General features: G+C 34.9%; 9 protein-coding genes. 5 read left to right on the forward strand and 4 right to left on the reverse strand.

Going from position 1 to position 13,166, the window contains the following annotated elements:
* Nucleotides 1-488: 488 nt before the first annotated feature.
* From RMO83_RS15195 to RMO83_RS15215, 5 genes are all read left to right on the forward strand, one after another.
* Nucleotides 489-1,562 carry a glycoside hydrolase family 16 protein gene (locus tag RMO83_RS15195; protein WP_310560548.1) on the forward strand — a complete coding sequence of 358 codons (1,074 nt, stop codon included), beginning with the start codon at nucleotides 489-491 and terminating at the stop codon, nucleotides 1,560-1,562.
* Between the two features lie 126 nt (nucleotides 1,563-1,688).
* Entirely contained in the window at nucleotides 1,689-2,519 is an 831-nt protein-coding gene (locus tag RMO83_RS15200) for an endonuclease/exonuclease/phosphatase family protein (protein WP_310560549.1), read from the forward strand.
* 12 nt (nucleotides 2,520-2,531) lie between these two features.
* Complete coding sequence (locus RMO83_RS15205; protein ID WP_310560550.1) at nucleotides 2,532-3,986, forward strand: glycoside hydrolase family 30 beta sandwich domain-containing protein; 1,455 nt, start codon at nucleotides 2,532-2,534, stop codon at nucleotides 3,984-3,986.
* Between the two features lie 88 nt (nucleotides 3,987-4,074).
* Nucleotides 4,075-5,532 carry a glycoside hydrolase family 30 protein gene (locus RMO83_RS15210; RefSeq protein ID WP_310560551.1) on the forward strand — a complete coding sequence of 486 codons (1,458 nt, stop codon included), beginning with the start codon at nucleotides 4,075-4,077 and terminating at the stop codon, nucleotides 5,530-5,532.
* A gap of 69 nt (nucleotides 5,533-5,601) precedes the next feature.
* Nucleotides 5,602-7,329 carry a cellulase family glycosylhydrolase gene (locus RMO83_RS15215; RefSeq protein ID WP_310560552.1) on the forward strand — a complete coding sequence of 576 codons (1,728 nt, stop codon included), beginning with the start codon at nucleotides 5,602-5,604 and terminating at the stop codon, nucleotides 7,327-7,329.
* Between the two features lie 217 nt (nucleotides 7,330-7,546).
* Here the strand turns inward: RMO83_RS15215 and RMO83_RS15220 are convergent, their stop codons facing one another.
* From RMO83_RS15220 to RMO83_RS15235, 4 genes are all read right to left on the reverse strand, one after another.
* Nucleotides 7,547-8,431 carry an outer membrane beta-barrel family protein gene (locus tag RMO83_RS15220; RefSeq protein WP_310560553.1) on the reverse strand — a complete coding sequence of 295 codons (885 nt, stop codon included), beginning with the start codon at nucleotides 8,429-8,431 and terminating at the stop codon, nucleotides 7,547-7,549.
* Complete coding sequence (locus RMO83_RS15225) at nucleotides 8,428-10,017, reverse strand: TonB-dependent receptor (RefSeq protein WP_310560554.1); 1,590 nt, start codon at nucleotides 10,015-10,017, stop codon at nucleotides 8,428-8,430. The genes RMO83_RS15220 and RMO83_RS15225 overlap by 4 nt, the downstream gene beginning before the upstream one ends.
* Before the next feature lie 183 nt (nucleotides 10,018-10,200).
* Entirely contained in the window at nucleotides 10,201-11,577 is a 1,377-nt protein-coding gene (locus RMO83_RS15230) for an alpha-L-fucosidase (protein ID WP_310560555.1), read from the reverse strand.
* Nucleotides 11,578-11,632: 55 nt separating this feature from the next.
* The gene (locus RMO83_RS15235; RefSeq protein WP_310560556.1) at nucleotides 11,633-13,156 is read right to left on the reverse strand and encodes a sulfatase; all 1,524 of its coding nucleotides are present in this window, start codon (nucleotides 13,154-13,156) and stop codon (nucleotides 11,633-11,635) included.
* Nucleotides 13,157-13,166 lie beyond the last annotated feature (10 nt).

Raw genomic sequence — 13,166 nt, forward strand, 5'->3', positions numbered from 1 at the left:
TACAATTTTAAGCTCCGATTCAACCAAATCAAGGAACAAATTGTTTTTTGGCTTAATTATTTGTTCAACTTCTATCCTGAAAATAATATTCCTATTTTTGTGGAAATTAAAAATAGCTCTTTTTAAGGGTTGACTAAATAGTCCCAAGTTCTTACTAAAAATACTAAGCTATTTGCACATTCAGAGTGTTTTAAAAATCAAAAAAAATATTTTTGAATCATTATAGTTCGTTGAGCATAATTGAAATTTGATAATTATTAAACACATATAAACATAGTTTTTAATGATCTTGATAATCTTTCCATTTTTTAATTTAAAAGAGAATGTTTTACAAACATCAATTGGTTTATCTCGTTATTTTCTACGTTTCTAAATAATTACAATTTATGATTCTAAACAGATTTTAAATTTATATAAATTGCAGCCAAAAGATTACTATAACTTCACTGTAAGGCAAAATTTAATTTCATTAATTTTAAAAAAAAAATATGCAAAATTTCACATCTACTAGTAAAAAACTTCTTATGTTAGCCATTATGCTTTTTGTAAGCATTTCTTGTAGTTCATCAGATTCAGATTCAAATAATAACGATGTAGGTACTCCATCTAATCTTAACGTTACGGCAGAAATTGTCGGGAAGAGTGCAGAGAATCCAAATGGCGATGGAACAGGAATTGTAAAATTTACAATTAACGCAACAAACGCTACATCTTTCAAAATTGCACTTGGAGACGGTGTAACGAAAGAATTAGGGAGTGGTGTTTTTTCTTATACATATAACGCTTCAGGAACAAATAATTATACTGTAATTATTTCAGCTTATAATGGAGTGAAATTTGTAAGTAAATCTTTCACAATCGTACTTTATGTAGCACCTAAGTCAATATGGTCCGATGAATTTAATGGCAGTGGCGCACCTGATAGTTCGAAATGGGGTTATGATTTAGGAGCTGGTGGCTGGGGTAATAATGAATCTCAGAACTATACGAATCGCGCAGATAATGTAAAAGTGGAGAACGGTGTTTTAAAGATAATTGCAAAAAAAGAAAGCTATCAAGGAAGCAATTATACGTCTGCTCGTCTGTTATCTAAAGGAAAATTTTCTGTCAAGTATGGTAAAATAGAATTTAGAGCAAAACTACCCGTTGGTGGAGGTACCTGGCCTGCTTTATGGATGTTGGGAGACAATATCGGAACCGTTAGTTGGCCCGCATGCGGCGAAATTGATATAATGGAACACGTAGGCAATCAACTTAATAAAATTCATGGAACACTTCATTACACAGGTCGTTCTGGTGGAAATGCAGACAGTTCGAGCATCACTATTTCCAATACTACAACTGAATTTCACATTTACAGTATAGATTGGAGAGCGGAAAACATCAAGTTTTATGTTGACAATCAGCTATTCAAAACCTTTGTAAATTCAGCAAATGTTCCATTTAATCAGAACTTTTTCTTGATCATGAATTGCGCTATGGAAGGAAATTTTGGCGGTGCAATAGACCCAAATTTTGTCGCCTCTACTTTCGAAGTGGATTATGTAAGAGTTTATAATTAAGGATTTTGGTTAGTTAGCTTTTCATTATTTGCTTCTGCCAAAAGATACAGAAGCAAATAATGAAAACAATCTTCTTTACAATCAATAATTGTTGGCTATTTTTTTAATTGCTTTAACGTTATTACAATGAAATATTTATTGACTGCAATGCTTTTATTGTTCCTTTTCGAAGGGAATTCACAATCATTAAAGTTGATGACCTATAACATCCGTCTGGACATTGAAAGTGATGGAGAAAACAAATGGTCCAATCGGAAAGATTTTTTTACTTCACAAATACAGTTTTACGAACCCGATATTTTTGGCGTTCAAGAAGCAAAACCCAATCAAGTAATTGACATTGCAACAGCGCTTTCTGCGTATAGTTCTATAGGAATTGGAAGAGATGGTATAGGTGATGGCGAATCTTCGAATATTTATTATAAAAAAGACCGTTTTAAAGTAATAGCAGGCCATACTTTTTGGATTTCCGAAACTCCAGATAGTATTTCAAAAGGCTGGGATGCTGCCTTCAATAGGGTTTGCACGTATGCCTTGTTTAAAGATTTAAATACAAAAAAGCAATTTTGGGTTTTCAATACACATTTAGACCACATAGGAGAATTAGCCAAAACAAAAGGCATTCTACTTATTCTTTCGAAAATTGCAGCATTGAACACCAAAAATGATACGGTGATTTTTATGGGTGATTTTAATTCTAAACCTACAGATAGTCGAATCATAGAACTAAAAAAAGTGATGAATGATACTCGAGATATTTCTGAAACGAAGCCTTTTGGTCCATCGGGAACTTTTAATGGTTTTAAACATAATGAGCCAGTTACTAACTTAATTGATTATGTTTTTATATCCAAAAACAGCAAATTCAAAGTGAAAAAATTCGCTACTTTGAGTGATTCAAAAGAGCTAAAATATCCATCTGATCATTTGCCAATATACACTGAAATAAGTTTTTAATAAAACGAAAAAATGAACAAAATAGAAACGATAATGAAATATTTTCTTTTAGCGGTAATCACTAGTCTAGTATCTAATTGCTCCTCAGGTGGAGAAAAAGCTCCAACACCAAAACCAATTCCGCCTCCAGTGGTAACAAATGAAGTGGATTTTTGGTTGACTAAAGGAGATCAATCGGTATTGCTCAAAAAACAGTCTGCCGTTCTGGCATTTGGCACAACATATAATAGCTATCCCAATATTGAAGTTGATGATACCAAAACTTTTCAAACCGTTGACGGTTTTGGTTACACACTTACTGGAGGAAGTGCGGACGTGATTAATCAATTAACGGCTATCAAAAAGCAGGAATTATTACAAGAGTTATTTGGCTCTAGCGAAAATTCAATTAGCATAAGTTATTTACGTCTAAGCATTGGAGCTTCGGATCTAAACGCAGTACCATTTTCTTATGATGATATGCCACGTGGTCAAACAGATTTGAATTTGACCAACTTTAGCTTGGCTCCAGATATGACTAATTTAATGCCAGTTCTAAAATCAATATTAGCAATAAATCCAAATATAAAAATAATGGCCACACCTTGGTCTCCTCCAGTTTGGATGAAAGATAATAACAGTTTTATTGGCGGAAGCTTGCAACCACAATACTATGGAGTTTACGCTCAATATTTTGTGAAATACATCCAAAAAATGAAAGCTGAAGGGATTACAATTGATGCGATTTGTCCCCAAAATGAACCCTTGCATCCAGGAAATAATCCCAGTCTTTTGATGACAGCATTACAACAAGCAGAATTCATCAAAAATAGTTTAGGGCCAGCTTTTCAAACAGCGAGCATAAACACCAAAATTATTATTTATGATCATAACTGCGATAGACCAGATTATCCGATTGCAGTTTTGAGTGATACTGGAGCAAATCCATTTATAGATGGCTCGGCTTTTCACTTATATGGCGGTGATATTAGTGCTTTATCCACGGTACACAATACATTTCCTAATAAAAATGTTTATTTTACAGAACAATGGACGTCCTCTCAGGGTGATTTTGGAGGGGATCTTAAATGGCATTTAAAAAATGTTGTAATAGGTTCAATGCGCAATTGGAGTAAAATAGCACTCGAATGGAATTTAGCTAATAATGCTTCATTTGGACCTCATACAGCTGGTGGATGTACTCAATGCAAAGGAGCTATAACAGTGAATAGTTCAGAAAGTTTTGTTAGAAACGTAGCCTTTTACATCATTGCTCACGCATCAAAATTTGTTCCCGCAGGTTCAATAAGAATTGGCAGTACTCTTCAAGGAAATCTCAGTAATGTAGCATTTAAAACTCCGGCCGGAAAAATAATCGTACTGGTTGTAAATGATGGAAATACAAATGAAATATTCAATATTAAAATGCATGGGAGATGGTTTACTACTTCATTAGCAAGTGGTTCGGTTGGAACGTATGTGTTTTAGAAAACAAAATACTTCCTTTATATAAAGTTGAAATCAAAATTCAGCCACAAATATTTCAAAAAGAATAACGATAACAATCAAATAAATTATGAAAACAACAATTTCGGTACTGATTTTACTAGTAACATTAAGTGTATTTTCTCAGCAAAAAAGCAAAATGCAACCCAAACCTTTTTCTGTAAATGGTAAAACTGTTATGGTTTACACATCTGCAGACAGTACGAATCTGAGGCTAACAAATACTGATAATTTGAAATTTTCAGTCTTAAAACAACCGTTCGAAACTCAAACCTGTGTGTTTGTAGATCCAAACAAAACCTTTCAAACTTTTTTAGGAATTGGAGGTGCTATTACAGATGCTAGCGCTGAAGTTTTTGCAAAATTACCGCAAAACAAACAACAAGAATTATTGACTGCTTACTATAGTAAAGACAAAGGAATTGGATATTCGCTCATTAGAACTAATATTCACAGTTGCGATTTTAGCAGTGATATGTACACTTATGTCGTCGAAGGAGATGCAGATTTGAAAACTTTTTCTATTGAACATGACAAAAAGTTTAAAATTCCTTTAATTAAAAAAGCAACAGAAACCGCTGGTGGAAAATTGACCTTGTATGCCAGTCCCTGGAGTCCACCTGCTTTTATGAAAGACAATAATGACATGCTAAAAGGCGGAAAATTATTGCCCGAATTTTATCAATCTTGGGCCAATTATTATGTAAAATTCATTAACAGTTATCAAAAAGAAGGGATTCCTGTTTGGGGATTAACGGTTCAAAACGAACCAATGGCCAAACAAACCTGGGAGTCTTGCATTTATACCGCCGAAGAGGAACGTGATTTTCTAAAAAATTATCTTGGGCCAACATTATCCAAAGCTGGACTTGGTGACAAAAAAATTACAGTTTGGGATCACAATAGAGATTTGATTACTCAAAGAGCAACTACCATTCTTGATGATCCTGATGCCAATAAATATGTTTGGGGAGTTGGTTTTCATTGGTATGAAACGTGGACAGGCGGAGCGCCAATGTATGAAAATGTGGGGGCTGTCAAAGAAATGTATCCAAACAAAAATTTACTTTTTACCGAAGGGTGTAACGAAAAATTCGATGCAAATAAATACCAACTTTGGAAAAATGGCGAGCGTTATGGCAAATCCATGATTAACGATTTCAATAATGGAACAGTAGGTTGGACGGATTGGAATATACTATTAGACGAAAAAGGCGGGCCCAATCATGTAGGTAATTTTTGCTTCGCTCCCATTCACGCTGATACCAAAACTGGTGAATTAATCTACACTCCATCCTATTATTTTATTGGACATTTTTCTAAATTTATTGGTAAAGATGCCAAAAGAATTAGTAGTGTAACCAGTCGAAGCCAACTAATTTCCACTTCGTTTTTAAATCAGGACGGAAAGGTAATAACGATTGTTATGAATCAAAGCAACAAAAAAGTAACTTACAATTTGTGCGTTGGAACAAACACAACAGAAATTTCAATTTTGCCAAAAGCTATTCAAACATTGGTGTATTAATATGTAAAAGATCTATATTCTAAAAGTTGTTAGACAAAAGGATTTCTAATTTTTTTTTAAATAATTGAAATGAAAAATATAATTCTGTTTTCTTTAATGTGCTATAGTCTAGCTTCGTTTGGTCAAGGTTTTTTGCATAGAAACGGACAAAACATTGTAGATGGAAACGATAAAAATGTTGTTTTGCGTGGTTTAGGATTAGGCGGTTGGATGATTCAAGAAGGCTATATGATTCAAACTGGTGCTTTTGCAGGACCACAATATAAAATCAAACAAAAAATATCAGATTTGATTGGTGTCGAAAACACCGAAGAATTCTATAAAGTTTATAAAGCAAACGGAATTACAAAGAGAGATATCGATTCTTTGGCTTCTTGGGGATTCAATTCCGTTCGTTTGCCAATGCACTACAATTTATATACGCCTGCAATTGAAAACGAAAAAGACGGCCAAATAACTTGGTTAGAAGAAGGTTTTACCATGACCGATAATTTGTTAAACTGGTGTGCTGCCAATCAGATTTATTTAATTCTAGATTTACATGGAGCTCCAGGAGGACAGGGTCACGACGCCAATATTTCAGATTACGATCCTTCAAAACCATCACTTTGGGAAAGCACTGCAAATCAGGATAAAATCGTAGCACTTTGGGAAAATTTGGCACAACGCTACAAAGACAGTCCTTGGATTGGAGGGTATGACATCATCAATGAACCCAATTGGAATTTTGACAGTAAGAATTTAAATGGTTGTGATGAAAAGTTAAACATCCCTTTGAGAAATTTAGAAATTAGAATTACAAAGGCCATAAGAGAAGTCGATCCGAATCATTTAGTCATCATCGAAGGCAATTGTTGGGGTAATAATTACGACGGAATTTTTCCGCTTTGGGATGATAATATGGCATTGAGTTTTCACAAATATTGGAACCACAATAACGTAGAGTCAATTCAAAAATTCTTAGATTATAGAACTCAATACAATGTGCCTATTTGGTTAGGAGAAAGTGGCGAAAATTCGAATGTTTGGTTTAAAGAAGTGCTTTCATTAGTCGAAAAAAATAATATTGGTTGGGCTTTCTGGCCAATGAAAAAAATTGAAAATATTGCTGGAGTAACATCGGTTCGTAAAACACCTGAATATGAACAAATACTCAACTATTGGAAAAATGGAGGGACGAAACCCACCGTCGAATTTGCACAAAAAGCATTGATGCAAATTGCCGATAATTATAAAATGGAGAACGTAACCGTCAAACCTGATGTAATTGATGCAATGTTCCGCCAAGTACAAACAAACGATACCAAACCTTATAAAAACCACAAACTACCTGGAAAAATATTTGCAACAGAATATGATTTAGGAACAAATGGCTTTGCCTATTCAGACAAAAATGTGGCCAATTATGAAGGAACAAAATTTACCCCTTGGAATAAAGGAAACCAAATGAGAAACGATGGTGTTGATATTGTAACCTGTACGGATAAAACTACTAATGGTTTTCATGTTTCTTTCATTGAAGACGGGGAATGGTTGCAATTTACTGCCAATGTGAAAAATGCACGTGAATTTGATGTTGCCATTCGTTATTCAAGTGAAAAAAAAGGAGGAAAATTGTATTTGGAACAAGAGGGAAAGAAAATTTCAGAAACTATTGAACTTACATCTACTGGTGGAGAAACAATTTGGAAAACAACTTTCCTTAAAAATGTTACCCTCCAAAAAGGAAGTAATCCAATTCGCGTTCACTTTGTTGGAGGAAATTTCAATTTAAACTATATAGAATTTAAAAAATAGCTTTTGTAAATTTACTACTATGAAATAATACCAATTGTAATTTTAAAATGGTCTAATCCATTTTAAAATTTTACAATGGTTTATGCCGGTAGACAATATATTGAGTACAATTTATTGGACTCTTATATATTGCTAATCGGTATAATTTTCACTAACTATTTTTGTCTAGTAAACCAGCTTAAAATACCAATATTAACCGATAGGAATAGAGTAAATCCTAAAACTCTTTTTCGCCGAATTCACTTGTTGGCAGTTTATTTTTACTGGACAATTTGTTGAAATTATAGCTAAAATTGAGCAACAAAACATTGGTTTCATAAATGTAATTTGTTGTGGTATAAAAGTCGCTACCAAAAGTAGTAATCCTTTGTTGGTTTGAATCCATATTTCCGAAGTTGATGTTTTGCCATTGCAATCCCAAACTGCCTTTTCCGTCAAAAATAGTTTTCTTTACGGACATATTCGGAATCAAAAATCGGGAATCTTCTCCTTGAGCTGTAGGTTTTGCCGAAGTGCAATTTACATTGGCCGTAAGGCTCCAACTTTTATTTAAATTAAAAGTAGTATTAGCATTCAATGAATACACCCAATCCGAATTATTGACAGTGGATGCTTCTCCCAAAACATCCAAATCACCATTGATTTTATAATTGTAAATATTGGCTCCAAAGTATAAAGACAGCCATTTTTTGGGCTTTAGATTCGTTCCCATTTCCAAACCAAAAAGCCTCGCCCTTTCGGCATTGGTGTAAACCCGATTCAAAATCGTATCGTTGTACACACTGTTGACTCTTTGAATCGGGTTTTTGATGTTTTGATAATACAAGGTGGTGAAAAAGGTTCCCTTTTTAAAGCTATGATTGATTCCAAGTTCGGCTAAATCGACGAATTGTGGCAACAAATCAGGATCTCCTTGCTCTAAAGTTTCAGAGTGTTCTCTTTCGGGAATTGGATTCAATTCAGAGTTATTGTTGCGTTGCACTCTTTTACTGTAACCCATTTTTGCATTCCAAGAATCATTGAAAGTATATAACAAATTAGCCGAAGGAAAAAGATTGCTGAAATTCAAAAGATGTGGATTCACATCGGTCGATAGAATCACTTCCCTTTGGGCATATTCATAGCGCAAACCAGCCACATAGTTGAGTTTTCTGATTTTCCTGAATATTGGGAATAAACCGCATTGATGTGATTATTAGTTTTGGCTGTTCCTCTAAATTGGGAATTGTCAACAGCCGGAACAGGTTCGGGATTGATGGTATAACCAAAAGTTCCATCTTGTTTGTCATTTCGATATTGGTAGCCAGTTTCTAATTTCCCTTCTCCTATAGCAATGGCATAATCTAATTTGAAACGAAAACCAGAAATAGGATTGGTATATGGATTGTTTACTTCCTGAAAAACGTTTGTTTTGGCAGGATAATCCATATTCAAATTGATGGTATTTCCGTATAAATTGGCGTGTTCATAAAGTGTCGAAGCGGTCAATGTGGCTTCGTTTTTAAAAGTGTGCGCATAATCAAAATTGGCCAAAGTAAATTTCCCTTCCTTGGTTTGGACATTCGAATTGAAATAAGGGAATATGCTCAAAACAGCATTTGTAGTCAAATCGGAAGTGCTGTTGTTGTACACCAAATCGGCTCTTCGAGCTTGGAATCTTTTGCCGAGATAAAAGCCGAAATTGAAAGTATTGTTTTTATTGGCAGTGTAAAGCAATGCTGTTTTAATGGAATAATTGTGTTTGTCAAAACTTCTTTCGCCATTGGATGGAAAACGAGTAATGGTATTCGCATCGAAATCTTTGGTAAAAACATCGCCTTCTCGGTAACCATTATTGTCATTTCGTTGATAGTTTGCTGTAACCGAAAGGTCAATTTTTTCTTTTTTATAATTGGCTGTAATATCAGCACCAAAGCGTTTTGGTTGTTCTAAATTATCATAATCATCCGTGCTGGGTAATCCTCCCATTGCATTTGCAGAAAGTGCAAAACCATCGGTGCTGCCTTTGGTAGTGACAATGTTGATGATTCCTCCTTTCCCATCGGGATCATATTTTGCCGAAGGTGCTGTAATCAATTCGATATTTTGAATCGTATTGGCCGGCAACTGACTCAAAATGGTTGCCGCATCGGTCAAAACAGGTTTGCCGTTGACCAAAACCATAAATCCATTGGAGCCTCGCATACTTATTTGACCTTCACCATTAACGGTAACAGAAGGTAAATTCTTGATGACATCAATGGCGGAACCTCCTTTGGCGGTTTCAAATTGGCTCGCTTTGTATTGTTGTTTGTCAATTCTATTGGAGGAATTTGCTTTTTTGCTCATTACAACAACCTCTTCCAAAGCTTGGTTACTGGCTTTTAATTTGATGACTTCTAGCTGAATGGTTTGGTTGCCTTGTACTTTAACATTTTCTAATATTCGGGATTCGTAGCCTATAAAGTATATTTTGAGATTGTAATTTCCGGGTTTGATATTTTGAATGGTAAAATTCCCCTTTTTATTGGAAACTTCACCAGCAATAACCGTATTTTCAGCGGAATTTAGTAATGCAACGCTAGCATATTCAATAGGTTCCCCATTTTGACTGTCTAAAACTGTACCTTTTATGGAAGCCTTTTGAGCTGAAACAGTTTGAATAAAAAGAAAAAGAACAATGTATAAGCAGCACTTTTTTAGAGTCATTTCTTGGAATGATTGTGTGTTTAATTTTTTTTGAAATTGTAAATGCGAAATTAAACATTAAACACAAATTCCCAACCGCATTTTCAGGATAAACAATAAAAGAAAAGATACAATATTTTTTAAATTTAACATTTTCTTAAAAACTAGAATATTCAAAATTTTAATAATCACGTTTTAACTTATCTACAATTTCAATTTAATAACCGTCAAAGGATTGTCTTTATTGATTTTATCACAACTTAATTGCACTATCCCATCTTTTACAGAAACCAAAACGTTGTCAGCGGTTAATGGTTTTCCAGATTTAATTCCTTTTAGGCCTTCAATTGTAATTTTTCCGTCGGCTGGCCATTCCCAAACGTGGATATAAATGGCTTTTGCAGTGGAAGTTGCTCCGTAATTTGGAGTAGGCAATACAGGTCCTCCTTTTGTACCATAAATACATTCGCCATACAGTTTCAACCATTCGCCTACTTCTTTAAGTCTTGCTACTTGCGATTGCTCAATTTGTCCGTCTGGTCGTGGACCAACATTCAGCAAATAATTACCATCACGACAAACAATATTAGAAAGATTTTCGAGGATCTTTTTCAACGGAAGTGGCTCAGTTCGTACTGACATATAACCCCAGCCAGCGGATATTGTGCCGCATTTTTCCCAAGGTCTTAGATTGTCAAAATCGCCCATTGCTTTTTCTCGGGAAGTAAAGTCGCCTTCATAACCCGATCTTTCATTCATGATCACTTTAGGTTGGTATTGGCGTACCATAGTGTTGAGTTTTATAGGTTCAAAAAGCGGTTTTCCTTTGTATTTTTCTGTTATTGGACGTCGACCCCAACCTTCTTTTCCACCCCATTGCAATCCGCCCAATCCGAGCCAATCATCACCGCCACCATCATACCACAAAACATCAATCTTACCATAATTTTTCATCAATTCTTCTACTTGTGAGTAGGTTTGAGCTTTGAGTTGTTCGGCATTTTCACGGTACATATCAGGGAAGAAATACCCTGGAAAACGCCAATCGAGTGGTGAATAATAAAGTCCTACCTTCAAACCAGCTTCTCGACAGGCTGTGGTGTATTCAGATACAAAATCTTTTTTGGCAGCACTGTTGATGCTTGTAAAATTATCGTAACTACTTGGACTATCCCACAAAGAAAAACCATCATGATGGCGCGAAGTCATCACCATATATTTCATTCCGGCATCTTTGGCACATTGCGCCCAGTCTTTGGCATTGAATTTTTCAGCAGTAAATTGGTCTTTCAGTTTTCGATATTCTCGTACATCCACACTTTTATTGAACATATACCACTCGCCTTTGCCAACAATAGAATACAATCCCCAATGGATAAACATCCCAAATTTGGCATCTTTCCACCATTGCATATCGGCTGCAGAAAGTTCTAATTCTTTTGAAGTTTCTTTTCTAGCGCTTTCGAGTACAACAGCAGTTTGCAATTCCTCGTTTGTTTTTTTATTTTCTGCAGGTTTAACTTGTGCAGAAAGATTCAGTCCAAGAGTCAATAAGACGATTAAAATAGATTTTGTTTTCATGCTTACTAATTTATTTTGTTTACTATGTTTAAAAAGTAGTTTCTAATTTCAATTTTCATTTTAAATCGATGCCATTCCAATTTGGATTTGGTTCTAATTTTTTGTTGTAATTTTTGGTTACCCAGTTATTCAACATTGCTTTTAGCGCTGCTGTTTTTTCTGGTAAAGAAGAAGCGAGGTTTTTAGTTTCGCCAATATCTGATTTCAAATTGTACAGTTCATAAGAATCCAATTCCAAATCATGAATTAATTTAAAATCTCCTAAACGAATAGCACTCGCAGGATTTGCACCCTGATTAGGATAATGCGGATAGTGCCAAAACAATGGCCGTTCTTTTGCCACTTTTCCTTCGTCTATAAAAGGTTTTAAATTCATTCCGTCAATAGATGGGAATTTTGTTAAATTGTTGGCATAAGCCATAATAGTTGGGAAAAAATCGACTCCAGTTACTGGCATATCAGCAACACTGGCTTTTTTTGAATTTGGAGATTTAATTATAAAAGGTACTCTGATACCGCCTTCGTAAATCCATCCTTTACCTTTTGCTAAAGGTAAGTTTGAGGTTGACGAACCCTCAGCTGTAGATAGGCCTCCATTATCAGAAACAAAAATAATAAGCGTATTGTCATAAGTCCCTGTTTGTTTTAGATAACTGATTATTCTACCCACGTTGTCATCCAAAGCTTTTATCATGGCAGCATATGTTGGATTACCTTGTTTGATTCGTTCTTTGTATTGTTTTGATGTACCCGATGCGGTTTCCATCCAAGGTTGTGATGCTGAAAATTCTTGGACTTCAGTAATACCTAGTTTCGCTCTTTTTTCTTTAAAAATAGCAATATCCTCTTCTTTTGCTTGCAATTTTGCGTGAACTAAATAATAGGACAAACACATAAAAAATGGTTTATCAGTATTGGATTTTAAAAGCGTGATGGCCTCATTGGTTAATCTTTCTGGCAAATATTCTCCTACTGGTCCATCTTTCAATCTAGGATTTCCATAAGGAGAAAAATAGCCATTACTTCCTTTTGAATGTTGTGGTCCACCTGCACTCCAACCTCCAATGTTGACATCATATCCCTGATTTTCAGGCCAGAAAGCTTCGGTTTCACCCAAATGCCATTTTCCTATGAACCCCGTATTGTAACCTTGTTGTTTTAATGCTTCAGCGATCGTGGTTTCACTCAATTTCATATCATATTCGGTGTCTGGAACAATCCAGCGGTCATTAGGAGTTGTTCCTGGATCTACTTTTCGCCCTTTTATCCAATCCGTAACTCCTGTATTTACAGGATATTTTCCGGTTTGAAAACTTGCTCGTGACGGAGAACATACCGGACAATTGGCATATCCATTTGTAAAACGAGTAGCGTTACTAGCGAGTTTGTCAATGTTTGGAGTTTCGTAAAAACTACTGCCATACGCTGCAATATCTTCGTAACCTAGATCGTCAGCGATGATAAAAATTACATTGGGCTGTGCTTTCTTGTTTTCCAAAGCCACTACTTTTTTTTGGGAACAAGAATTGAAGCTTGTCAAGATTAGGATTCCAAAAAAGATTTGATATTTATTTTTCATAATGCTTTTT

Source organism: Flavobacterium sp., assembly GCF_031423415.1.
Classification (GTDB): domain Bacteria; phylum Bacteroidota; class Bacteroidia; order Flavobacteriales; family Flavobacteriaceae; genus Flavobacterium.

Bases quoted from the DNA above. Each gene is read 5' to 3' on its own strand.
- RMO83_RS15235 (WP_310560556.1), bottom strand. From the start codon at position 13,156: ATGAAAAATAAATATCAAATCTTTTTTGGAATCCTAATCTTGACAAGC.
- RMO83_RS15210 (WP_310560551.1), top strand. From the start codon at position 4,075: ATGAAAACAACAATTTCGGTACTGATTTTACTAGTAACATTAAGTGTA.
- RMO83_RS15195 (WP_310560548.1), top strand. From the start codon at position 489: ATGCAAAATTTCACATCTACTAGTAAAAAACTTCTTATGTTAGCCATT.
- RMO83_RS15205 (WP_310560550.1), top strand. From the start codon at position 2,532: ATGAACAAAATAGAAACGATAATGAAATATTTTCTTTTAGCGGTAATC.
- RMO83_RS15230 (WP_310560555.1), bottom strand. From the start codon at position 11,577: ATGAAAACAAAATCTATTTTAATCGTCTTATTGACTCTTGGACTGAAT.
- RMO83_RS15215 (WP_310560552.1), top strand. From the start codon at position 5,602: ATGAAAAATATAATTCTGTTTTCTTTAATGTGCTATAGTCTAGCTTCG.
- RMO83_RS15225 (WP_310560554.1), bottom strand. From the start codon at position 10,017: ATGACTCTAAAAAAGTGCTGCTTATACATTGTTCTTTTTCTTTTTATT.
- RMO83_RS15200 (WP_310560549.1), top strand. From the start codon at position 1,689: ATGAAATATTTATTGACTGCAATGCTTTTATTGTTCCTTTTCGAAGGG.